Genomic DNA, 23,739 nt, shown 5'->3' on the forward strand with positions numbered 1-23,739 from the left:
GACGGCGTGAACATCGGGGCGGCAACGGTTCTCGCGAGAAGGACTACGGGCCTTTCGTCCAGGGCGGCGGAGCGGTGATCGCCGCCTGTGCCGGCGCACTGATCGCTGGCAGATATCTACTTCGTAACTCGAAGAAGACACCGTATGAACACCTCGATCTGCTCGTCAAAGCGCGCACCGATTGGCCTGAAGGTGTTGAGGGAGTCGGGCGTTACTGGACTTGATGGTGAGGAGTGTCATCCTCATCGCTGAAGTCGTATTCGTCGACGTCGAGCCCGGTCCGGGTCGATGACAGGAAATCGATCACCGAGATCGATAGATGCCATCCCAGCGGCCGAGGCCAAGGCCGTGCCTGCTCCCAAGTGGTCCCACCAGGCGCAGCCTGGACCCCTTCTAGATCATGAAAATAACGCACGACCTGCATCACCGGGCTGATCTCGTCGTCAGCGCAGAGTGAGACCAATCCGGCACGAATCGGATCCAACCGATCCACCAGATGCTGAATCTGCTCATCGACGCTCTCATCGCTACGGCGAACGATCTTCCACGAATGGCAGCGCGGAACAACACATTCGGGTGACCGGCTGCCCATCACGAGCACTTCGTCCGGCTCCATCCCCAGCCGCACGGTCATATCCGCAGCGGACAGCGTCACACTTTTCAACGCGAAATAGCAGTACTGGCGGGTCTTCACGAGCACGATCCGACCACACACCCCGACGGGCACGCGACCGGTTATCTGTCCGCAGGTTCACCACGCCACCAAGCCGCCCTGCTCTCGCCAGGTTTATTGAGATTCCGAAACCATCCTCGTCTCAACTGATCTGGCGAACGACAGGGTTGCCAACCAACCAATCTGGGCGACTGACCAACGCGCGGGTCGCGGCATAGCTCACTCGTCCCGACTGAAGTCAGCATGGACGAGTGCGATGCAGAACGTCTTACGCTGATTTCAGGACGTTCTTCGGTTGCTAGCACGTTCCGGCCCCGCGCTCGGGGTCTCATCAGGTTGTGCTGAGCGAGGTGAGCGTCGCGGTTGGCGAGCGAGTTGATCTCTGCTCGGCGACGAAATTTGGGTATGTCGTTGCAGGACAACGTGCATAGGATCACCCGCATGGCGACACGGCTTGTTCAAATCAACATCAAGGCTCGAGATGACTCCGCGCTCGGCCGGTTCTGGGCGGAGGCGCTCGGCTGGGGCGTTTCCAGCGAGGGACCCGGCGTGACCAACGTTGAGCCCGTGGGCTTCGTCTGGCCGGACCCCGTCGCTGTCTGCGTCGATGTCGTTACCGTCCCGGACCCCGAAACGGTGAAGTACCGGGTGCACGTCGATCTCGCCACCACCTCCGCGGCCCATCACGCGGAGTTGGTCGCGCGCCTCGCCGATCTCGGTGCGAGGCCCGCCGACGTGGGCCAGGGCGACGTCGCGTGGACGGTCCTGGCCGACCCGGAGGGCAACATGTTCCGTGTGCTGGAGCCTCGGGAGATCTACCGGGACACCGGGCCTATCGCCGCGGTGGCGGTCGACTGCGCGGATCCGCGGGCCATGGCCCGGTTCTGGGGCGAGGCGATGGACTGGACCCTGCACGAGGTGACCGATGATCACGCGAGGTTGCGTTCGGCCAAGGGTGTCGGCCCTTATCTGGAGTTCCGCCGTACGCCCGGCGTGCAGACCGTGTGGACCCGCGTCCATCTCGACCTCTTGCCGTACGCCGGTGACGATCAAGCGGCGGAGGTGGCCCGGCTGCGGGCTCTGGGCGCCACCGACAGCGACATCGGCCAGGGCGACGTGCCGTGGACAGTCCTGGCCGACCCGGAGGGCAACGAGTTCTGCGTCCTCGGCCCGGGGCGCTGACCGAGGGCCCGGCGAGAATCTAACAGAATGCGTTGTACTGCAATAGTTCTCGGCAGGCCACCGTCGTGACAGTTCTGGTCGGCACGGTAGGCGGTGCGGGTTCAAGCGGTCAGTTGAGCGAGCGCATCTCGGTGCGATCGTGATGGCGGACCAGCACGGCCAACTGACCGCACGGGCCTGCGCCATGGTGGAGCGGGAACTGGCCGCCGGCACCGCGTTCATGAACAGCCGTGGGCTCCTGCACCTCGACGCGCACTTCCAGAACATCCTCACCGACGGTCGAGGCCTCTACTTCGCCGACTACGGCCTCGCGCTCTCCTCCGGGTTCGACCTCTCGCCGCAGGAAGCCGCGTTCTTCGACCAGAACCAGAGCTATGACCGCGGCTTCACTGCCACCTACCTGGTGAACTAGCTGCTCACCGCCCTCTACGGGCTCCGGCGCGAAGACCGGGAGACACGCGCCGCGATGGTGCGCGCCATCGCCGAAGGCAAGGCGCCGGAGGGCATCCCCGAGGGAGCCGCCGCGGTCCTCACCCGGCAGGCGCCGGTCGCTGCGGCGATGTCCGCGTTCATGCGTGCGTTCCAGCAGGCGAGCCTGAGCATCCCGTATCCGGACGAGGAGATCCGCCGCCTGCTGGACGGCCAGGCTTCTGTGTTCGTTCAGCCGACGTGACGGACCCCACGTGCCCGCTTGAGTTTCTCAATAGTCCTCTAGGGCAATGGCATTGGTAGCATGGATGACCGGCTTCATGATCGAGCGCATGGCGAGCCCCTTCCATGGCAAGTAACTCATCATCCGCATCATGGTGGTCTGCATCCGGATCATGCTCGCACTGCTCGCGACCATTCGGTTCGCGTTGGTCCAGCCGAGTGTCAGGTTGAGCGCGACGTATTCGCTCATCCTGTCTTGGTACTTGGCGAACGCAATTCGGTGGTCGCCGGCGGCTGATTTCAGTTCGCCGGCAAGCACATACGCTCCGACCAATGCGAGGCTGGTGCCCTGACCGGACAGCGGAGACGGGCAGTAGGCGGCGTCACCAACCAACGCGACTCGATTGTCCGACCAGCGATCCAGGTGGACCTGACTGACCGAATCGAAGTAGAAGTCCGGTGATTCGGGCATGGCGTGCAACAGTTCCGGCGTCTGCCAGCCTGCGTCGGCGAAGGCGTCGGCGAGCAGGCGCTGTTGCCCGGCAATGTCGCGGCGATCGGGAAGTGCTGCGGGAGTGCGGAATATGAACTGCGCTTTCGCGGCGGACTCGTGAGTGCTGTACAGCTGCACGATCCGGCTCGGCGTCAGAAGGCTCAATTCCCAGTGGTCGAGGTCGAGGTGGTTGGGCACGGTGAACACACAGGCATGGATGCCGGTGTCGCGGACGAACTGTGCCTCCGGACCGAAGACGTGCCTGCGCACGGTCGAATGCAATCCGTCGGCGCCGATCACCAGGTCGAAAATCCGTGGGGCCGCATGCTGGAAGGTCACCTCGGCACCGTCCGGTCCCTGGACGAGGCCGGTGATTGAATCGGCGAAAAGATACTCCACCTGGCCCTTGGTCTTGCGATACAGGGTCTGCGCGAGATCGCCGCGCAACACCTCGTCGTCACCGGGCGCGCGGAAGCCGATCAGGTCGGGACCGAGGGGAACCAGGACCTTGCCGGACCGGTTGACCCAGGCCCCGCCGCGCATGGCGGTGCTCGCCTGCCGAATTTCGGGCAGCAGCCCCATCCGATCGATGACTTGAATTGCGACACCGCGGATGTCGATCTTGTATCCGCCGCCGCGGAGGGTAGGCGCCTGCTCCACGATGGTGACGGTGAAGCCGTACCGGTGCAGCCAGTAGGCGAGAGCGGGGCCCGCCACGCTGGCTCCGCAGATGAGTACGGTCTTGTTGGTGAACTGCTGCGTTGTCGGCATGGGACAAAGGTCGGTGGTACCGCTCACCAACCGCTCACCGCGAACTCACCGTCGCTCACCGGCCCAGGCCAACGCTTGTTCAGGAGTCAGCTCGGCGCCCCGGTGATAGGCCGCGGCGTAGCGGTGTTCGCCCAGGATCCGAGCGGCCTCGATGGCTGTTCGCCCTACATCGTGCCCGTCTCCGAAAGGTGTGCCGCGCAGCGCTACCGAAGCGCCTAGCAGCTCTGCGGCCCACTCGGCGTCACCGGCGGACAATGCCGCCGCGGCCATGACATCCACCGCGCCCGCCGCCGCAGGCAGCTGGCCGTGCTGTGCTGCCGCCCGCAGTGCCGCGCGAAGCGACGAAAGCGACTGCACCGCATCACCTTCAGCGAGTGCCACGCGTCCGATGCTGGTCAAGATCCGGACGCGGGTCTCGTGCGCGTCGATCGAATTGTCGGGGCACTGAGCCAACGCCGCCGAATACTGTGCATGGGCGGACGCCGGATCGCCCGCGAGCCATTCGAGGTCACCCAGCCCGCGGCGCGCGTTGGCGACCATGGCAGGGAACCCGGCGTCGCGGGAAAGTTCTGCTGCGCGTTCGTAATCCGATCGGGCCGACGTCAGATCCGCGGCAGCGTCTGGGCCCGCGCGTCCGCCACGTCGGGCCAGCGCATCCCCGCGGCGGTTGAGCAGATCCGCTGTGTCCTCGACGCTGCCGAGTTCCGCGGTGAGCGCGATCGCCTCGTCGACCAGCGCGACCGAGCGATCGAGTTCGCCCCGCCAGTCTGCGATGGCGGACAGCTTGTCGAGGGCGCTGGCGATCGCCCAGCGGTCACCGATGGATCGGAAACTGGCTAGCGCGGTGGCGAATTCGACTTCGGCGCCGGATGTCTGGCCGCTGTACAGCAGCTGGAGCCCCTCGCTCATCCGGGCAAACGCTTGCGACCACGGGTCCGGCTCGAACAGGAAATGCTGCCGGGTTCGGTCGGCATCGAAGGTGACACCCGCCATGGCCAGTAGGAACACCACGTAAGGCCGACGCAATGGCCGTTGCGCGCGGGTGATCGCCGCGGCGGCATCATCGAGCCGGGAGTGCAGGTCCGCGCTGCCGCGTGCGGCTGCCACGACGCAGAGCGCGTAATCCTCCACTGGCGCAACGGAATCCAGGTTGTCCAGCAGCTCGGTCGCGATCTCGGCGGCGTCGCCGCGCCGGCCGCTCAACCACCAGAACCATGATTGTGCGGCCACGAGCCGCAGCGCTATGTCGTGATCGGCCCGGACCGCCCACCGCAGTGCGGCCTGCAGATTGCTGCTCTCAGCGGTTAGTTCGACCAGTCGGTCGAGCTGCTCGACGCGCCGCAGACCCGGCTCGGCCGACTCAGCGAGTTCCAGGAAGTGCTGTGCGTGCGTGCGGCGCAACCACTCGTGCTCACCACTTTCGGCGAGCCGCTGTGCGCCGAACTCTCGGATCGTCTCTAGCATCCGGTACCGGCCGTCGACGGCCTCCACCAGTGATTTATCCACCAGCCCGGCCAATAGTTCGTCCGTGTCGGGCAGCCCGCAGACACGTTCGGCGGCATGACCGGTAGATCCACCGGCGAATACCGTCAGCCGACTGGCCAGCGTCCGCTCGTCGGGATCGAGTAGGTCCCAACTCCATTCGACGACTGCACGCAGGGTTCGGTGCCGGGGTGCGGCGGTGCGATCGCCGCGTGACAGCAGTCGGAATCGATCGTCGAGCCGCATGGCGATCTGGCCCAGGGTGAGGGTGCGCAGTCGGGCGGCCGCAAGTTCGATGGCCAGCGGTAGCCCGTCGAGGCTGCGGCAAATGTGCTGAACGGTCGGGACGGTCGCGATGTCCACGATGAAATCCGGACGTGCCGCCGCCGCCCGGTCACCGAAAAGCCGAACGGCCGGGCTGGTGAGCATATCGGCAGGTCCGTCCTTCGGACCCGCCACCTTCAGCCGACCGAGCGGGAACAGCGCTTCGCCGGTGATACTCAACGCTTCTCGACTGGTGGCCAGTACTCGCAGCCCAGGGCAGGACACCAGTAGCCGATGGATGAGCGATGCCGCGTCACTGACGACGTGTTCACAGTTGTCGGCGATGATCAGCAGTGACCGGTCGGCCAGCGTCGCCAGTAGTCTGGCCGCTACATCCGTCAGGTCGCGTGCCGGGCGTGCATCGCGCACTCCAAGCGCGGTGGCGAATGCGTGCGCCAGTCGGCTGCCGTCCGCGAGCGGCGAGAGGTCGATGAAACAGACCTCGCCGCGGGCCCGGCCGCCGGCCTCCAACGCCAGCCGGGTTTTGCCGGTGCCGCCCGGACCGGTGACGGTGACCAGTCGCTCCCGCGCGAGCAAGGACCGCAGTCGGGCCAGTTCGTCGTCCCTGCCGACGAAACTGGTCAGCTGAGCGGGCAATCTTCGCGGCGCCGGTGCGGTTACCGAGTCCGCGCGCAGGATCGCCAGATGTGCCTCGGCCAGTTCTGCGGTGGGATCGGCGCCGAATTCGTCGGCCAGCAGCCGACGGCCATGCTCGAAGATCTCCAGCGCCTCCGCCTGCCGCCCTGCCGCCTGCAGCCCGCGCATCAGCAGCGCCCGGGCACGCTCTCGAAGTGGTTGTGCCGCAACAAAGTCTGCTAGCTCGATGACAACGCGGTGCGACTCGCCCAATGCCAGCGCGGCCGCCGCGCGATCCTCCACCGCCGCCAGCCGCGCTTCGGTCAGGCGCGCGGCCTGCGGCTCGGCGAAGGGTGCGTGCAGCACGTCGGCAAGGGCGGGCCCCCGCCACAGACCCAGCGCCTCGTCCAGCAGGGCGGCGGCGACGGCGGGATCTCCGCCGTGCAGCGCACGTCGACCGGCATCGGCGAGTTGGGCAAACCGGTGGGCGTCCACGGCGTCCGGATCGACCGTGAGCCGGTAGCCCGCCGGACCGAACTCGACGAATTCGTCTGTCGCCAAACCGCTTTGCAGGCCACGGCGCAGGCGTGACACCTGAGATTGCAATGCGTGCGCCGCATCGCCGGGCGGGTGCGTGCCGTAGAGGCCGTCGATCAACCGCTCCCTGCTGACCGTCCGTCCGGTGTCGATCAACAACAACGCCAGTAGCGACCGCACCTGCGGGCCACCTACTGCGACAGGGCTGCCGTCAGGCCGCCGTACCTCGACCGGCCCTAGGATCCCGAACTGCACGAGCGTCAGTATGCCCGTGTCTTGGTTGTCCGAACGCAATAGAGCATGTCTGAAAACTCAGATGACCTGCTCGACGGTGTGGCTGGTGCGCTGACCCTCATACGTTCACCGGGCGTCGGTTTTCGGTTGTCCTGGATAGAGGTCGGCGATGCGACGCATCGACAGGCCGGGAAGTAGGCAACGTCGTGTCCGCATGCCCGGGCGAGGTGACCGGTAGGGACCCATGGTGTTGGGCTGGTCGACCACGGTCAATAGTGGGCTGCGGGTGGCGAGTTGGTCGAACACCGCCCGTGGGCGGACCTCGTCGTTCGGTAATGCCTTGTCGTTCAGCCGCTTTCCGTCGGTCGTATCCTCTTCGTCAGCCCCGTCCGGGCGAAGCTCGCGGCCCTCGGACAGCTGGTCGACCAGGGCAAACTCCGACCAGTGATCGGCGTCGTGCTACCGCTGGCCGACATCGCACAGGCGCACCACTGTTGGAATGTGGCTCTGCCGGCGAGGGCCACGACGCTCACGCGGCAAGATAGCCGTCGCTGTGTACCCCCTGGACGAGCCGTCGAGCCGGACTAACCCGGCGAATATAGGGACACGCCCTCTTGTTTCGTAGGTGGAGGGCATGTTGACCGTGTCAGCGGACCTCAGGATAGGGGAGCAGCTCCTCTATCCGACCTCGTCAGCGTCGGCATCAACCTGTCGCCATCACCAAGCGCGTATCGCCCCGTGGGCCGCTGTCTCCACGTCCTGTCCGTTGATCACTGCGGTGAGCACAACCCGAAGTAGCGCGCCCGCGAGCCGGAACGCCTCCGAGGACGAGTTGACCTCGTCGTGTCCTGCACGGTCGATCCGCAAGGCTCCGGCTGGAAGCGTCGGCTGCTCAGACGAGTCGGACAGGCCGACGATCACGGCTTGGGCAAACTCGTCAGGCAGTCCTGGGACCAGGGGCTTGCTCAGGCTGCTGGCACAGGTTGCTGGATTGCCGAGCCCGAGCGGCTCGATGGCGACGAGGACCTCGAAGGTGGTCTCTCTGCCCGCTGAGGGGCAGAACTCGCCGCCGAGCAGGGCTCGCGACATCATGCCACCAAAGGCGCGCTGCACCTCCACGACTACCCGCGTCGGTGTCAAGTCCTCGCTCGCGGGCTCGGCCGGACTGGCCAAGCGAAGCAACGAGCCGCTGACGTAGGCCGCTGACGGTTCGTCGGCGTGCACCGCGACCTTCCGTCCTTGTTCATTGATGATCACTTGGGCGGCAACCCCCATGCCTTTCGCCAGTTGTTGTTGAACAGTTCAGGGAACTGGTCGATGACCTCAGGATCATAGTTCTTGAACAGTGGGTGCGTCTTCAGAGCCTCCGCATGCGCGTCATCATAGGACATTCCCTGGCCCATCAGCCGCGTCTCAGTCGTCTCGTGCGCCATGAAGTTGCTCTCTCCCTCCGACAGGGATCTGCCGTTGTCCATCGCCTTACGAATGCGACCGATCATGGCGTCGTTCGCGGGAGAGTAATCCAACCTGGACAGGTGCTGGGCCACACCATCCAGGTCTGCTCGGGTGTATGAGCGGGTGCCCGCGTAATCGACAACGGCACCCTCCTCCGCCGCCTTACCCGGGTCTATACGGCCAGACGGGTGGGCACCCTTGTATTCTTCCCAAGCCCACTCTGGAATGTCGGGATATTCGGGGGGCAGTCCGCCGCCGCCGTTCCCATTCATCTGGGGGCCGTTGCCGGTGGGGTCGAAGCTGTTGATGGGATCGGCGTTGGCGTAGTCGTAGTTGTTGGCTGAGCCTCCGGAGACGGGGTCGGTTTGCAGGAATCGGCCCAGCGCCGGGAGGTAGGTGCGGGCACCCATTTCGATGGCTTGGACTCCGCCGAGGTGTTCGATGGGGAGTTCGTGTTGGCCGAGCCATCCGAAGTCCATTCCGCCTTCAGCGGTCGACGGGATCGGAATATCACCGATCGCGCCGGTGCCCGGGTCGATGTTCTGCCCGTACGGGTCGTACAGATAGATAGAGGCAGAGCGGGTTGCGGTGCTGTCCGCGGTGAACAGGACGTCGCCGTGGATGTTCGGGTACGACCAATTGGTTTGCCCGGGCGAGGGTGGCTGTATGCCCGGTGCCGGTGCCGGTGCCGGTGCGGGGGTGGTCGTCGTGGGGGACTTCGTCGGCGGCGTGGTAGTCGTCGCCGAAGCCTCAGTAGTTCCCGTCGTCGCGGATGTTTCGATCTTCTTCGGTGCGGGAGCTGTCGACGGTCCGGTTGCTGTCGTCGCGGGTGGGGATGAGGGTGTGACTGGTAGCTGGTTCCTCGCTGCGACAGGTGCTGCCACTGGTGTCCGTGTGGGCGGTGTGGAACCCGGGTGCGCGGTCGTAGGGGGCGAGGTGGTTGTCGAGGGTGGTGCCGGGGCCGGCTTGGTTGCCGATGTGGTCGGTGCCTGCGGGTGAGTTGTCGTTGCCGAGGCGGGAGCGTGTGGTGCTGGTGTCTTCGTCGGAACGGTGCTGGTCGCCGTCGCGTTCGGTGAGGCGGTGGTCGGCGGTGAGTGCGGTGTGGCCGACGACGGGGTAGCCGGTGCGGTGTTGGTCGCCGATGCCGAGGGCGGGGTCGCCGCGCGGGCGGCGGGGAACCCCTGTGCGGGTTGGGCATAGGTCTTGGTCAGCAGCACCCCGCCGGGCAGTCCGAGGATTCGTTGCAGCATCGCACCGGAGCCATCGAGGATCACGTCCGGGCTGGCGCCGTTGGTGCTGTACCCGTAGTGCGTGGTGCCGTTCTGTTCCGGTCTCGCCGCCCCGGTGACGGTACGGGTCATCAACCGGTTCGCAGAATCGTAACTGTAGGAGATCAGTGTCCCTGCAGCGTTTTTCGTGGAAGTGTGCCGTTTGGTGGCGTCGTACCCAAGTTCGTCGCCGCCAACTTTCACCACGTCGCCGTGCACGTCGTAGGTCACCGCCATGTTGGTTGCGCCGCTGGTGGACAGCAGTCGGTCGGCGTTGTCGTAGCAGTAGGTGGTGACCGCGGGTGCGGCGCCGTCGCGGATGTCGGTGAACGAGGTGCGGTTGGTGTTGCGGCCCGCCGATGGTGATGGCCCGCAGCCGTTCGCGCCGTCGAATGAGTAGGTCAGCTGGTGGTGCGGCACGGTCGCCGCGATCAGTCGACCGACGGTGTCGTAGGTGTAGGCGTAGGACGCGACAGCATTCCCGTCGGCGGTGACCATATCGTTGGTGATCCGGTTGCCGCGGGATCGGGTCACGGTGTCGGTGACCGTGGACTGCGAGGCCTTCCATGTCAACGTGGTCGGTGTGCCCGAGGCGTTGCGGTCGAGTGAGTCGAGGCGAGATCCGTTGCCGTATCCGACGTTGGCTAGTTCACCGGCGTCGGTGTAGCCGGGTGTGGCGATCGCGGTGCCGTCGAGCGCCACTGATGTGAGGTGCGAGGCGTCGTCCCAGGCGTAAGTGGTTGCGCTGGTCGTGCCTTTGACAGTTACGGTGTTCTTGATCAGGCGTCCGGCCTGATCGTAGGTGCTGTCGGAGACCACTCCGGAGGCGTCGGTGGAGCGGACGGTGCGGCTGGTCAGGTCGACGACAGTGGTGAGGGTGCCGGATTCGTCGGTCATCTTCTTGGTGAGCGGATCCCCGCCGACGGCGTAGTCGTAGGTGACGGTGCGTGCGGGTTTGCCACCGAATTCCGGAGATGTCTGCTTCGCTGTTCGCCCACGGGCGTCGTAGCTGGTGCAGGCCCAACCGCCGTCACCGATCCGGGTCGCGACGACACGTCCGGCGTTGTCGTACACCGATTCCCCGACCAATGCGGGGCCGTCGGCCGGTTTGGCTCCGGTGACGGTCTTGCCCAGCCCGGCCTGATTCACCGCCGGTGTGGTCGTGTCACACGGGTTCGTGCGTGTCTCGTGTTCGCCGTAGTGGGTTATGGTGCTTCGCTTGTCCGCAGATCCGATATCACCGGCGGGCAACGCCCCGGCGAGGCTGCGCAGGTATCCGTCGCCGGGTTTCTCGTAACTGTGTTTCGCGGTGAGGTTCAGCCCGTCGGGGTCGGCTGTGGTCGAGACCGTCAGCCCGAAGACCGGGTCGATCCCTGCGTTCGGATCCGAGAAGCTCGTCGCGCTATGGCCGGACGGGGCACGTTCAACGCTGCCGCCGGACGTGTCGTCGGTGAGTAAACCGGTCGCCAACCCGTAGCGTGGGGCAAGATACTGTCCGGGCACCGTGATCGGTGCCGACGCGCCCGGCGGGGTCCAGGTGAGGTTGAGCGCTCCCGAGGTGCCGGAGCGGTTGTAGTAGTCGACCCGGACTCGATGCCAGCTCCCCGCAACCGCATTCGCGTACTTGGCGGGAACGGCGGTAGCTGTCTTGTCGTTCCAAGAGTCGATCAGAAGTACGTCATCGATCCACAATCGAACCCCATCGACCACGGTGGCCCCGATTCCGTAGTCGCCGGTGGCGGGGAATTGGATCTCACCGGTGAAACGGCCCGACCAGCCATCTGAATTCGGCACCGGTGGACTGTTCGCCCAAGCTCCCGACAGTGACCCGTCGGCAGCGCCGACACCGGTCGCCCACACCTTCGGTACTCCCGACAGGAACCGGTTGTCGTAGAAGACCGCCTGCAGCCCGGTTAGGCCTTGGTCGTAATCGGTGTGGTTGTGCGGCATCGACTCTGTGCACGCAGCGGTCGGTGTCTGCCCGGTGAAACACGAGCCCGGTGCCGGACCGTATTTGTCGATCGGGCGATCAGCGTGGTCGTAGACGGTCGTGGACCGTCGGCCCGCCGCATCGACGGTGGCGAGCGGCAGGTCTTTCTTCGGGTTCCATTCCGCGGTAGTACTGGCACCTAGGCCGTCGGTGCTGACCAGTGCGCGGCCCGCGTCGTCCCAGGTTACTTTGCGGGCGAACCCGATCTTCGGGTTCAACCCCGCCACGAGCACAACCGCCTGCTTGTGGGGAAAGTCGTAGCCGTAGGAGTGTTGCTCAGGGGTGGGGATCTGCAACGACCCTACTGACGGTAGTTCCACCTTCACCGCTCGGAACTTCTTCTCCCGCTCCGAATCCAGGTCGCCCGGAATATCGGGGGTCAGGGTGTAGCTGACATTGGTCACAGCCTCGGAGTGCAGGGAGAACGGGGGTTGAGCCGCTACCCAGTCGTTGCCGAGCGGGGTGCGGATCTTCGATATCGGACCGTGCGGGCCGTCGCGGTCTTCCTCAGGGTCTTGGGTCTCACAAATATCCGGTTTGCCGGGCGTGGGGTTGGGGTGGCAGACCTTCTTCTCCAGGATCCGCAGGTAGGCGAAGTCGGATCGCGCCCCGCCGGGGTTCTCGATCCGTTGCAAGGTGAGCCGGTCGTACCAGAGGCGGGTTTCGGTGCCGTCCCAGTAGGCGATCCGGCACAGTTTTCCCTGCGGTGCTTTCGTCGCGCCCGTCGGTTTGGCCGCGCCGCCGTAACAGCTATCGCTGTCATCGGTGTTGTAGAACAAGGTGTGCGCGCGACCGGACACCGGGTCTTTGATCTGCATCAACCGTGACGGGCTACCGAAGTAAAGGTATTGCAGCGCAGCGGGTTTCTTACTGTCGAGCACCGAGGACACCGCGGCCAGGGCGCCATCGGTGTTGAACAGCGACACCACACCGTTCTCGGTCACCGAGATCCGGCCGTCCGCGTCGAAGGCCAGCACTCCGTCCTCGTCCGGCGGCGGTGCGTAGCCACCGGCGGTCTTGACCCAGGAATGCGCACCGCCCGCGGTGTCGGTCAACACCACCGCCCCGTCGAGCAGCTCCGCGTGGGTGTAGCCGCTGGCGTGCGCGGCGAGCAGCCAGCCCGGTGGGAGCGGGGAAACATCTTGCGGGAACAGCGAATCGGTTTTGATCAGCTCCGGCCTGGCCGGGTTGGTCCGCACCCACAACTGCATCAGCGCCGGATCCAGGCTTCGGTGATACAACTCCACCTTCACCGGGACACGCTGGTTCCGCTTGAGCGAGATCTTGTCGGTCCAGCCGTCTAATCCGAGCTTGATCTGATCAGCGTTGAAGCGGTCCGGGTGGTCATAGATCAGCTTGTCACCGACCCAGATCTTCGCGCCATCAATATGCGCGCCGGTGAACTGGAAATCCCCGGCATAGTCGGCTTGAAAATAGCCCTCCCACCGGACCACATACCAGTCCGGTGCCAACGCCGATGGGCGAGTTCGCGATTCCCACGCCCCCGGAACCAACGACCCGTTCTGGTTCTGTAAGAAGTTCGACCAGTTCAAATTCACCTGCGACTCGGAGCGCACCAACACCGGTGCGTCATCGGGGGTTCCGTTATGGCGGGAATCGTTGAAATACGACGCCCGCATCCCGTGCCCCTCACCCGCCTGGGAGTTGTACACGAACTTCACCCCCGCGCTGCCGCCGACCGCGGCAAAGCTGGGGCCCCCGACCTCGGTGTGAGCGTTACCGTTGAACAGGTTCACCTGCACCGGGCCCATCGTGTCTTTCGGCACCGGGCCCGGTTCACCGATCCGCTGATCCACCTTGAAATGCCCGACCCACCGAGCCGGGGTCACGGTCACCCCGCCCTTGATCGCTGTGTCGACCGTCCAGGTGTACCGCCCACCGTCGTGCAGCACGTATTTCGGGATGGTCCATGAAGGCGATTCCAGGCATCCCGAGTCGACCACACTGCCCGATCGGCCGTCCTGCCCGGTGGAGACCTTGAAGCAGTACTGTGTCGCATCGCCCGACGGATTCGATACCGCAGTGGTCTGCAACGTCGGGGTGAGAGTTGAGACCACCGCGTCATCGACCGGGCCGACCATCGCCGATCCCGGTGGTGCGGTGCCGTAATCGACGATCAGCCGCACCTGCAGTTTCTTATAGGACAGCTCGCTGGTTTCGCTGCCGGTCAGCATGAACCAGGCGTTGTTGTCGTTCGCCGCCACCCGACCTGCGATGAAATCGGTCAATGCCTTGGACTGCATTGCCCCGCCGTCCCCGATCGGCGCGGATGCCAAGACGTCACCGGTCGCGCCGAAGCCGAGCGGGCTAGCTGCCCCAGATACGTTCGACGTGAACGACTTCGAGGTCCCGTCAGTGCCGCTGCGCTGGAAATCCAGCCGTGCCCCGACCACCGTCTTCCCCGCCACCGGCGTGAAATCGAATCGGAAGGCTGAGCGCCACACCAAGTCCTGGTTATTCGGCCGGGAATTACCCACCGCGATACCGCACGTATTCGCACATTCGGCAGCACCGTCGGATCGATACGCGATCGTCGACGGCTGTGTGTCGAACCCATAGGTGTAGGTCGGGTCGACCGTGACCGGGAACCGTCGCCCCGCATCGGTCAACCACCGCTTGTCCACCAATATTGTTATCAGCCACGAATCACCCTGGGCTGCAAGCGTGTACGTGCCGCCGGTACGCGCTGACGGCTTATCGTCACGGCCGGAATCCCACACCGACACCGGCGGCAACCCCGCCATCACGCTTCCGGACGCGTCAATGAACACGACCGTGTCGCCCTGCACCCGCGGTGTCAGCGCGCCGGTGTTCATCCTGAACACCCACCGCCCCTCACCGACCGCGGCCGACGACTTCACGATCAACGACTCTTTGACCTCGCCCTGCGACACTGCGTAGGTCAGATCCGTGCCCGACAACACATCCGCGTACGATACGGTCGAATCCGTCACCGTGCGGTGAGACCTGTTGGCCCCCTGCAACGCAACGGTGACCGCGGTGTTGTTCCGGTCGATGCGCACCAGCGACGAGTCATCACCGGATTCGGCGAAACCCACACTGCCACCGGCAGTTACCGCCGTCGCCGTCTTCGAACCCTTGTCCTCGACAACCCGAGTATCGCCAGGAACCCAACCGCCCCGCGTATCAGGCACGCTCACCGGAACCTGGGACAACACCACCGACCGCGTGCCATCGCCATTGGCGTACTCGACCGAACGCGCCGACCGACCCGACTCCTTCGACGTCTTCGGATCAAAACCCGTACGCCGCCCAGCGGCACCGACCAACGGTCCGAAATCAGCCGCAGGCGCGGGAGGGGATTCGAGTGTGGGCCCACTCGCCGGCGAAAGCATCGGCACCTCATGCGATTTGGACCCCGAACCGACGTGCGACACGATCACCTGTGTCAACGTCGCCACCAACACCACAGCCACCGCGGCCACAACCACCTGCCACCACAACCGCGATCGGGAGTTAGGCAGTAGAGAGACGCCGTAGCGAGAAGCCCTGTTGCCCAATGTGATTCGACGCATCTCCCGTAAGGGCGCCAGTAAGCGCCCCCATCGCGCGGGGCCAAACCGTCGCCGCAGCTCGCGAATCCTCTTCGCACCCCTCATAGACCATGCGCTCTTCGTCATCGAGACCCCCCTCGTTCCTATCCCTACATGTCACTCATCGGACACGTGGAACCTCTGCCATGGCTATCGCCTGCAGCGAGCTTCGTGACAGGTCATGCTCGAGATCCCTCAGCTGACCGGTCGTATCGAAGATGTTGCCTCAAGATGATCATGGGGTGGTACTCCCCAAAGCTCCCCAGATCGTTGGCACTGAAAGTTCCGTGAAAGCAGAACAGTCTTACGGCACAGGGCATTGCATGACGTACCTCCATCGCCGACGACGGCACGACGACGGCAATGCGCGATCTGCGATGAATTCTTCCATCCAGACGGACTGCGCTCTGACGGTGTGAATCGACTCCGCGGTCAGTTGTTCTTCACTGTGGTGCTTGCCACCGCTCGGCGTACGCCTTTCACTAGACGCGTATCCCTGCGGATTCGCACCGATTGGTGTGTGTCCGCTCGGCCTCATCGATGACTACGACCGAGCAATGATCAGAACCTGTGGACGACCGGGAAGGAGTACCTTCCCGGATGATCTTCGATTCCAGGAGCTGATCAGTCCGGCGCGCCAACGCCGGGCGGGGTGTCGCGTTCACCGATCGATGAGATCGTGCGCGAAGGCGCCCGCCGGATGCTCGAAGCCTCCTTGCGGGCCGAGGTCGCCGTGTATGTCGAGAGGTTCGCCGACCAGGTCGACGAGAACGGGCGAAAGCTGGCGGTACGCCACGGTTACCACAACGAACGCCAGGTATTGACCGCCGCCGGCGCAGTAACGGTGAAAGCGCCACGGGTCAACGACAAATGCATCGATGCCTAATCCGGTGAGCGTCAACGGTTTTCCTCGGCGATCCTGCCCGCTTGGGCACGTAAGTCATCGCAAGTCACCGAAGTGTTGCCGCTGCTGTATCTGCACGGGTTGTCCACCGGTGACTTCGGTCCGGCCATGGAACAGTTCCTTGGCTCCGGCGCTGGACTCTCACCAGCGTCGATCACCCGGTTGACCGGTCAGTGGCAGGACGAAGCCCGCGCGTTCGCGCAGCGAGACCTCTCGGGCACCGATTACGTGTATCTGTGGGTCGACACGGCATCCACACCAAAGTCCGCCTCGAGCAGGAAAAGCTGTGCCTGCTGGTGATGATCGGCGTGCGTGCCGACGGCCGCAAGGAGCTGGTCGCGCTCGCCGACGGCTACCGCGAATCGACCGAGTCATGGGCGGATCTGCTGCGGTCATGTCGCCGCCGCGGCATGACCGACCCGGTGCTCGGGGTCGGTGACGGCGCGCTCGGCTTCTGGAAAGCGCTGCGGGAGGTGTTCCCGGAGACGAAAGAGCAGCGCTGCTGGTTCCATAAATCTGCGAATGTGCTTGCCGTGCTGCCGAAATCAGCGCACCCGGGCGCGATCGCAGCGATGAAGGAGATCTACAACGCCGAGGACATCGACAAGGCGCAACTTGCGGTGAGAGCATTCGAAATTGACTACGGCGCAAAGTATCCCAAAGCGGTCGCGAAAATCACCGGCGATCTCGACGTGTTGCTCGAGTTCTTCAAATACCCGGCCGAGCACTGGATCCACCTGCGCACCATCAACCCGATCGAATCCACCTTCGCCACAGTGCGATTGAGGATGAAAGTCACCAAGGGGCCGTGCTCGCGCGCGGCCGGAATCGCCATGGCCTACAAGCTGATCGAGGCCGCCCAGGCCCGCTGGCGCAAGGTCAACGCACCCGAACTGGTCGCCCTCGTCCGCACCGGGGCGCTCTTCCACAAGGGCAAGCTGCTCGAACGACCCTGCGACATCACGGCCAAAACCACATCTACCGAGTCGGACAACGCCACATCCGAGGTCACCCCTGGAAACCAGGTCGCATGATGAGCCCTTCCCCATCGGACGACAGCCCGGACCTCCCCGCCGCCGAGCACGCCCGCTGGATGCATTATCAGCACGCCTTCACCATGGTTCCCGATGCCGGCGAACTCGCGCTGGTAGCAACCGTTCTCGAGGACCCGGACCAGGTAATGGCGCAGTCGGCAGTGGTCTGGCACATCGACCGGCGGGCGGCGGCCCTGCTCGACGAACCTCAATACTCGGCGTGGGCACAGGCAATGACGGACGCGGTAGAAGGGTATCCCTTCATCGTGCAGCGAATCCGCGAGTGGTCGCTGTTGCGCGCTATCACACTGGCCGAGCCATGGAACCCCGACGCACTCCTGAATTCGTCGGACTGGTTGCAGCGCAAGGTATCCCAAAGCAGGACCTCCCCGCAAGCCCTCACGATCCTCGCCGAGGCCGGACGAACCCGGCGAGTCCGCAACGTCGCCAAACAAAACCTCAACACCAAGAACAAATGACCTGAAAAACCCCATCCACAGGAATTGACAATTACTCTCTCCATGTTCTACAAATAATCACGGCAGGAGGTGTCGTGATTTATTTGAAAGGCTGACTTGGCGACCGTCGGACGGCCCGATCGGTCGCGTCATGAAGGAGTGTCAAGTGAGTTCTGGAGTCAATCCGTGCATCGTGTTCAACGGCAATGCGCGGCAAGCGCTGGAGTTCTATCGGGAGGTCTTCGGCGGCGAGTTGGCGGTCGCGACGGTCGCGGACTTCGGCTCACCCGAAGCGCCAACGCTGACAACGTCACGCACGCCCGGCTCGACACGCAGGCCGGCTACACGCTGATCGGATGGGACTTCCCCGACGACCGGCCCGGCCACCCGCCCTATCAGCCAGGTAACAACAACGTTGCGGTCTTCGTCGGTGGCGACGACGACGAACTCCGTGGCTATTTCGAGAAGCTTTCGGTCGGCGGCACCGTGACGCTGCCCCTCGAAGAGCAGGTGTGGGGCGACGAGGCGGGCTCGCTCGTGGACCAGTTCGGGATCAGCTGGATGTTTAACATCACGGCCCAGCAGCACTGATCGCACGAGTAGTTGCGTTGAACGACGACCACTGAACGCCAGGCTGCACCTGGTCGGGCAACATCTGGTCGGGCAACATCTGGCTGCTTGTCCCCGAGGCGGCGGAGTGAGGGGTAAAAGTGCACGGTAATCGGCAATATCGGACGTTCTGCGCCGCAGTCGATCTCCCCGCGCAGAACGCCCGCCCCGCGGCATAGACCGGACGTTCGTTTGAGTGTGGTCACGGCGCTGAACCGCCGTACCTCTCAAAGCGTTTTTCCGGCACTCGCAGAGGGGCAGGGTCGATTAGGGGGTCCGAGCGTAAAGGCTGTGTCGATAAATCAATCGTTGTTGAACACCGGCCCGGCCAGACGGAATCGCCAAGACGACCAGGTGAGAGTCAGACGGATTTGCTCAGGCCCGCATCGACGAGAACCGCTGAGCCCGTGACGCTTGCCGAGCGTGGCGAGGACAGCAACACGATGGCGTCGGCGACTTCCTGTGGGTCGATGAGTCGCCCGGTGGTCAATCGCATCATCTCGGCGGCCTTCTGGTTCAAGATCGTATCGCGGTCGGTGCCGGTGGCTGCGGCCAAGATGTCGGCTGCCCCGCCCTCATCGGTCCACCACGGTGTGCGCACCGGCCCCGGAACGACCGTGTTGACCCGAATGCCTTGCGGGCCGAACTCTTCTGACAATGCCTGGGTCAGGTTGCCGACCGCTGCTTTCGCCGCCCCGTAGTCGACGTTGACACCGCTGGGCACGAGGGCATGGGTCGAGGTGATGTTGACGATGGAGCCTGCGCCACGCGCGAGTAGTAACGGTATCGCCGCGCGAACCGCCCGGACCGCAGACATGAGGTTGAAATCCAGCATCGCGGCCCAGTCCGCGTCGGTGAGTGCGGTGAACGAGAAGCGCGGCAGGACCGCGCCGGGCGGCGGTCCGCCTGCGTTGTTGACGAGGATGTCGAGCCCACCGAAGGCGTCCTTCGCCTTCGCGATCGCCTGAGCCGGGCCCTCTGGTGTCGCGAGATCAACGGCGACATGGACCAATCGCTCGCCCGCCAGTGCGTCGAGTTCCGGGGTGGAGCGTCTTGATGCGGCAACCACCAGTGCGCCTTCGGCATTCAGCGTCCGAGCGGTGGCGAGCCCGATGCCCTTCGACGCGCCCGTCACCACCGCGACCATGTCGTGCAAACCCAGATCCATGCACCACAGCCTTCCGCCCGGGCAGCCCCGGCGCTGGCGGATTACAGCCGTTGCGTTGGTTGGATAGGCACTCGGTGTGAATGTGAATCCGCGTGACTGTCAGGGGTCCGTTTATGGAGTAACGGTCGAGCTTTTCTCCGGCCGTCGAGTACATCTCCTTATAGGAGGACAGAATCTGCCAGCGTCAACATCCGCTCGTCGGCAGAGGCAGACATTCGCGAGATCGACTGCCGGTCAACAGCTATGGCCTGCTCGAACGCCCGGAACGCGGCAGATGAGTGCGTTCGGCGGCGGCTCGACGTAGTGCGCTGGCGTCATACCATCGCGAGCCCGTCCTCCAGATAGACAGTCCTGCCCTCGGTGCGAGCTTGCACCGCTGCCGCCACTCGTCGAGCCATCGCATCCGGCAGCCGCTCGGCAGCCTCGGTCTCATCACACCAAGCCCAACTTCGAAGCTCCTCGGCCTGAAGGACGATCGCCGACGTCTGCGCAATATCCAGTTCTCCGCCGTCGAAGATCAGCATCAGGCCATCATCGGGATAGAGACCCGGCGGGACCCAGTCGACCACCAACAGCCGTCCGAGAGGCACGCCGATACCCAGCTCTTCCCGGACCTCCCTGACAGCGGCGGTGCCCGGCGACTCGCCGCCCTCCACAACGCCACCGGGCAGTTCCCAATAGTCCTTGTACGTCGGTTCAACTAGCAACACGCGGCACAGCTCATCGACGAATAGTGCCCCCGCCCCCATCCGCTTACGAGGCAGCCTGGCAATGTGTTCAGCTCGTTCGGACTCCATGGGACACAACACTATCCACTTCCGCGCGCCGCGGCCGGGCTCGTGCTGGCCGGTCCGGTCAGCACGATATGCGGCTGCCATTACCACTCACTCGCTCTGACTGAACTCAACATGGATAGGTGGGATGCAGAACGTCTTACGCTGATTTCCGGATACTCGACTTGTTGAGGTACGGCGAACTTCGATCGGTGAGCAGTCGCGCGTCGAGAACTGACTCGTGCGGAAATTGCTCGACGGCTCCCCTGGGGCATCGATATCGTCACAGCGGTGCACCCTCTCGACCCTCCCACTGTGGCAAAGGACCGTGTTGAGGCCGCCACCGTGGCCTGTGCTGCTCGTCGCGGCCCGCTGGTGGGTTCGATACGGTCCTGGAATCGCTGTCAAACAGATCCTTCTGCGGAAATGGCTCGACACCGGTCTGCAGCAGCGACCGCGGCAACCCACAACAGTGCGCACCCGCTACGGACAACGATTCCTCATCCCTACTAAGTCAGATCCGTCTTCTATGACTCGCTGTGGCTACTGTCGCTCGCTTGCGAAGTTGCTGCCGTCGACGGACAGCTGGGTCCTTCGCGGGCTCGGATATGGCGGTCTTGGGGTCGTTTGACGTTGCCATGGCGGGTTTCTGGTTGCGTTGCTTCAGGTTCGGCGTCGACGTGTTGAAGCGCGTGCGAGTCTGGTCCGCGCTCTTCGTCCGCGGTGCAGTTGGCTCATGTAGCTGGTCATCGCCGATTGCCACGGTTTTGGAGTGGTCTTGAGGCGACGCGGTCATTGAGTCCTCGCTTGTTGGCCCGGTTTTTAGTCGCTGCATGAATACCGTTCGGTCCCAAGCATTGTTTGCTGCAGCAGTATCTGCTGGCGGGTGCGTCGGCGTCTGGAGCGTGGCGTCGTCATTGACGATCCTGGCTAATGGTCCTTTGATGGTGAGCGGCTCCAGTGTCCCGGCGATGACTACCTCGCCGTTCAAGCCTTCGTGGCAATCCACACACAGCTCGTCACGCAGTTGTCTCCACTCGCGGCATCCGCCGCATTCGCCGTTGAGGTCGACTGATTTGGTGGGGGTCGCCCTTGCGACTACTCGCCGGTTGTGTTGTCTGACCCAATCTTCGGTGACTGCCTTGGTCAGGCGGTCGCCGTAGCGCCACTCCTGACGGAATAGCTCCGGGGAATGGCTGTCGAAGTTCGCGGCGATGGTGTCGAGGCGGACTTGGATCGCTTGGCTTCGAGTGTGTTCGAGCGGGAGTTCGGGGATGCCTGGCCGTCCTTCTTCGCGGCAGGTTCCGCACAGGCCGTCGTCGCCGTGGCCGGTGGTGATTTGGCCGGTCCAGCGGTCGATGCAGGCGCGTTCGAGTCGGCATGACACGCACAAGGGATCGGTGACCTTGGCGGCGGCGTCGCGGTCGTAGTCGCGGCGATCAACGATCAGTTCGGGGCGGGGTGTGCCTGGCTCTCGGCGTTCTTCGGTAGTGAGTTGGTCTTCGTAGGCATCCACGCGGCTAGCGCCCCCGCTTCCGGTGCGTTGACGCGGGTCGGTGCGCTTGGTCTCCTCGACTCGACGCGCGACGAGTCCAGGTCGACGCCACGCCGGGTCAGTTCGCCTTGTCGCGGCGGGTCGGGTGTCGGGGATGTATTGGTGTTGATCGGTTTTCGGTACGCATGCCTCGATAAGTGCGCGGTGTTGTTCGTTGTCTCGCCAGAGTTTGCGGAGTTTGGTTATCGCGACGTCGTGGGTTTTGTAGCGCAGGGTGTTGGCGATTTCGCCGATCATGGCCCAGGTGGGGTCGTCGAGGTGGGTTTGGGTTCGCCGGAGTTGTTGTTTGGCTGTGCGAATGTCGCGGGCCTCGACCAGGGCTCGGATCGTTTGGATTGCTTCGCCCGCGCCCGCGGCGGAGGCCGGTCCGGCGGTGTTGTCGTGGTGTGGTTGCGCCATAGGAGACCTCCTCGACACTGGGTCATGGGTGGCGGCGGTGAGGCCGAGTTCGTTTGGGTTGGCGTGCCATTCGCTCGCGGCGCCGCCTTCCGGCATCACGGGTTGGGTCAGTCCCCGATGGTGGTGTTCGCGCATTGTCGGTACCTTCGCGGTAGCGCTGACTGTCAGTGGTGACCGGCACAGTGAGTCCTTGGGCCGGGTCTCGCTCGCCTGGAGAGCCGGATCCTGTTGTGTTCGAGTGTTGTCCCGATCGCGTCCACCCGATCGGTTGTCCGGATCGGATCGCGGTCCGGATGCTGGTGCTGGTAGCCAGGTTGGTGTCGAGTTCGCGCAGTTGCCGGTCGTATTCGCGGAGCCGTGCCACGACCTCGGCAGGCACCGCGCCGGGGTGTGCGTCACGGCCGGGACTTGTTGTGGTGGTGTGGTTTTCCAGCGCGGTGAGCAGTTCTTCACACGAGCTGTATCGCCCGATCGGGTGTATCTCGCCGGTGTGTTCACCGCCGAGTTGTGTCAGCCGGAGCTGTTCGCTGTACCAGGGGTCGAGCTGGTGCACGGGGCTGCGACCGACGCGAACGATCAGGGTGGGGTCGTGGGCGTGGGGGTAGTGGACCTCGATGCCCTGCCCGCGCACCTGTTCGCGAGTGCGTTCGGCGTGGTCGGTGATCTGATCGAGCCAGCTCGAGCCCGGCGCAGCGACGTCGGCTCCGTCCTGGCGTGCGGTGCGGTCGATGCCGGCCAGTTGCGCGACGGCGTCTTGTCTACCGATACTGGCCGCGAAGTCGAGGGTCTGGTCGCGCAGGTCATCGGCCAACAGTTTGTGCTCGATGCGCAGGACCGCGGCGTCGGGATGGCTGGCCGCGACCATCGCGGCCTGGTAGTCATCGCAGAGGACCTCGTAGTGCAGGTCGTCGACGAAGGGTTTTCCGTCGGGTTCGCGGGCACCGCCGAGCACCGTGGTCAGGCGGTCGAGCTCAGTGACCAAATCAGCCGCGGGAATCGCCGTGGCAGTGCTCAGCAGGCGTCGTCGTCCGCTGAGGACGTCATGGGCGGCGATGGTCAAATCCACCGCGGCCTCGCCGTCGGCTACCGCGCGCTCGCGCACCCATTCCCGGGTTTTCCACCAGCTGGTGTGCACGCCGAGATCACCGGTGGCGCTTGCGGTGTGGGTGTAGGTGGCGATGTAGGCCAGCGCGCTGGTCTCGGTGGGTTCGGCCAGAGTGCTGCGCCGGACCAGCCATGCGGCTTGATGCAGGCTGTCGCGTTCGATCTTGTTCAGATTGGGCGGGTAGTCCACGGAGCCGAGGACGGCTTCATCGTGGATCCGACGGGCCAAGTCTGGGTCGTTGGCCCATCCCTCGACCGCGGCGTCGAGGGAGCGCCACCGTAAGGCCCATTGGGGTGGGCCCGTCAGCCAAGCCCGTTCCAGTTGGGCCGCTTCATTATTGAGCGCTAGGTATTCGGTAGCGGACTCGGTGGTGATGGCGTCTTGACGGAGTCGGTAGAAATCCTCGTACGCCCACCGCATCCCCGATTCGCTGAACTCGGGTCGTCCCGAGTTCCGGGCCTCCTTATCGTCCATGAAATCGCCTCCTTCTCGGTCACGAAATTAGTTGCGTACCAGCTCCTTT

At 64.6% G+C, this 23,739-nt stretch carries 15 protein-coding genes and 2 pseudogenes; 7 read left to right on the top strand and 10 right to left on the bottom strand.

The window, feature by feature from the left end:
* Nucleotides 1-211 precede the first annotated feature (211 nt).
* Nucleotides 212-700, bottom strand: a complete 489-nt coding sequence (locus tag OG203_RS11125; RefSeq protein ID WP_405165587.1) for a DUF4279 domain-containing protein — start codon at nucleotides 698-700, stop codon at nucleotides 212-214.
* A gap of 414 nt (nucleotides 701-1,114) precedes the next feature.
* Between OG203_RS11125 and OG203_RS11130 the strand changes: the two genes are divergently transcribed.
* The 3 genes from OG203_RS11130 to OG203_RS11140 all read left to right on the top strand — a co-directional run bounded on the left by OG203_RS11130 (nucleotide 1,115) and on the right by OG203_RS11140 (nucleotide 2,528).
* Nucleotides 1,115-1,855 (top strand): VOC family protein, encoded by a 741-nt coding sequence (locus tag OG203_RS11130; protein ID WP_405165588.1) that lies wholly within the window; start codon nucleotides 1,115-1,117, stop codon nucleotides 1,853-1,855.
* Nucleotides 1,856-1,997: 142 nt separating this feature from the next.
* Nucleotides 1,998-2,267, top strand: coding sequence for a hypothetical protein (locus OG203_RS11135; protein WP_405165589.1), 270 nt, complete (start codon nucleotides 1,998-2,000; stop codon nucleotides 2,265-2,267).
* A gap of 54 nt (nucleotides 2,268-2,321) precedes the next feature.
* Complete coding sequence (locus OG203_RS11140; protein ID WP_405165590.1) at nucleotides 2,322-2,528, top strand: hypothetical protein; 207 nt, start codon at nucleotides 2,322-2,324, stop codon at nucleotides 2,526-2,528.
* Between the two features lie 27 nt (nucleotides 2,529-2,555).
* Here the strand turns inward: OG203_RS11140 and OG203_RS11145 are convergent, their stop codons facing one another.
* The 3 genes and pseudogenes from OG203_RS11145 to OG203_RS11155 form a co-directional block, all read right to left on the bottom strand.
* Nucleotides 2,556-3,770, bottom strand: coding sequence for an FAD-dependent monooxygenase (locus tag OG203_RS11145; protein WP_405165591.1), 1,215 nt, complete (start codon nucleotides 3,768-3,770; stop codon nucleotides 2,556-2,558).
* A 45-nt stretch (nucleotides 3,771-3,815) separates the two neighbouring features.
* Nucleotides 3,816-6,869, bottom strand: coding sequence for a BTAD domain-containing putative transcriptional regulator (locus OG203_RS11150; protein WP_405165592.1), 3,054 nt, complete (start codon nucleotides 6,867-6,869; stop codon nucleotides 3,816-3,818).
* 183 nt (nucleotides 6,870-7,052) lie between these two features.
* A pseudogene (locus OG203_RS11155) lies at nucleotides 7,053-7,292 on the bottom strand (transposase); the annotation flags it as partial.
* Between OG203_RS11155 and OG203_RS11160 the strand changes: the two are divergent.
* On the top strand, nucleotides 7,293-7,511 hold the full coding sequence (locus tag OG203_RS11160; protein ID WP_405167829.1) for a zinc-binding dehydrogenase: 219 nt from the start codon (nucleotides 7,293-7,295) through the stop codon (nucleotides 7,509-7,511).
* A 129-nt stretch (nucleotides 7,512-7,640) separates the two neighbouring features.
* Here OG203_RS11160 and OG203_RS11165 read toward each other — a convergent pair whose 3' ends face one another.
* Both OG203_RS11165 and OG203_RS11170 read right to left on the bottom strand, forming a co-directional pair.
* A complete protein-coding gene (locus tag OG203_RS11165; protein WP_405165593.1) occupies nucleotides 7,641-8,180 on the bottom strand; it encodes a hypothetical protein in 540 nt (179 codons plus the stop codon).
* Nucleotides 8,177-14,812 carry a PA14 domain-containing protein gene (locus OG203_RS11170; RefSeq protein ID WP_405165594.1) on the bottom strand — a complete coding sequence of 2,212 codons (6,636 nt, stop codon included), beginning with the start codon at nucleotides 14,810-14,812 and terminating at the stop codon, nucleotides 8,177-8,179. Before OG203_RS11170 ends, OG203_RS11165 begins: the two co-directional genes overlap by 4 nt.
* A 1,099-nt stretch (nucleotides 14,813-15,911) precedes the next feature.
* Here OG203_RS11170 and OG203_RS11175 point away from each other — a divergent pair.
* The 3 genes and pseudogenes from OG203_RS11175 to OG203_RS11185 all read left to right on the top strand — a co-directional run bounded on the left by OG203_RS11175 (nucleotide 15,912) and on the right by OG203_RS11185 (nucleotide 18,198).
* A pseudogene (locus OG203_RS11175) lies at nucleotides 15,912-17,149 on the top strand (IS256 family transposase).
* Nucleotides 17,149-17,628 carry a hypothetical protein gene (locus OG203_RS11180; protein WP_405165595.1) on the top strand — a complete coding sequence of 160 codons (480 nt, stop codon included), beginning with the start codon at nucleotides 17,149-17,151 and terminating at the stop codon, nucleotides 17,626-17,628. The pseudogene OG203_RS11175 and the gene OG203_RS11180 overlap by 1 nt, the downstream one beginning before the upstream one ends.
* 165 nt (nucleotides 17,629-17,793) lie before the next feature.
* Nucleotides 17,794-18,198: a hypothetical protein gene (locus tag OG203_RS11185; protein WP_405165596.1), complete on the top strand. Its 405-nt coding sequence runs from the start codon at nucleotides 17,794-17,796 to the stop codon at nucleotides 18,196-18,198.
* Between the two features lie 379 nt (nucleotides 18,199-18,577).
* Here the strand turns inward: OG203_RS11185 and OG203_RS11190 are convergent, their stop codons facing one another.
* The 4 genes from OG203_RS11190 to OG203_RS11205 form a co-directional block, all read right to left on the bottom strand.
* Complete coding sequence (locus OG203_RS11190) at nucleotides 18,578-19,384, bottom strand: SDR family NAD(P)-dependent oxidoreductase (protein WP_405165597.1); 807 nt, start codon at nucleotides 19,382-19,384, stop codon at nucleotides 18,578-18,580.
* A 314-nt stretch (nucleotides 19,385-19,698) separates the two neighbouring features.
* Entirely contained in the window at nucleotides 19,699-20,181 is a 483-nt protein-coding gene (locus tag OG203_RS11195; protein WP_405165598.1) for an NUDIX domain-containing protein, read from the bottom strand.
* 490 nt (nucleotides 20,182-20,671) lie between these two features.
* Nucleotides 20,672-22,246 (bottom strand): hypothetical protein, encoded by a 1,575-nt coding sequence (locus OG203_RS11200; RefSeq protein ID WP_405165599.1) that lies wholly within the window; start codon nucleotides 22,244-22,246, stop codon nucleotides 20,672-20,674.
* Nucleotides 22,134-23,690: a hypothetical protein gene (locus tag OG203_RS11205; protein ID WP_405165600.1), complete on the bottom strand. Its 1,557-nt coding sequence runs from the start codon at nucleotides 23,688-23,690 to the stop codon at nucleotides 22,134-22,136. The genes OG203_RS11200 and OG203_RS11205 overlap by 113 nt, the downstream gene beginning before the upstream one ends.
* Between the last annotated feature and the right edge of the window lie 49 nt (nucleotides 23,691-23,739).

The sequence above is a fragment of the Nocardia sp. NBC_01499 genome, assembly GCF_045040275.1.
In the GTDB taxonomy this organism is placed as follows: domain Bacteria; phylum Actinomycetota; class Actinomycetes; order Mycobacteriales; family Mycobacteriaceae; genus Nocardia.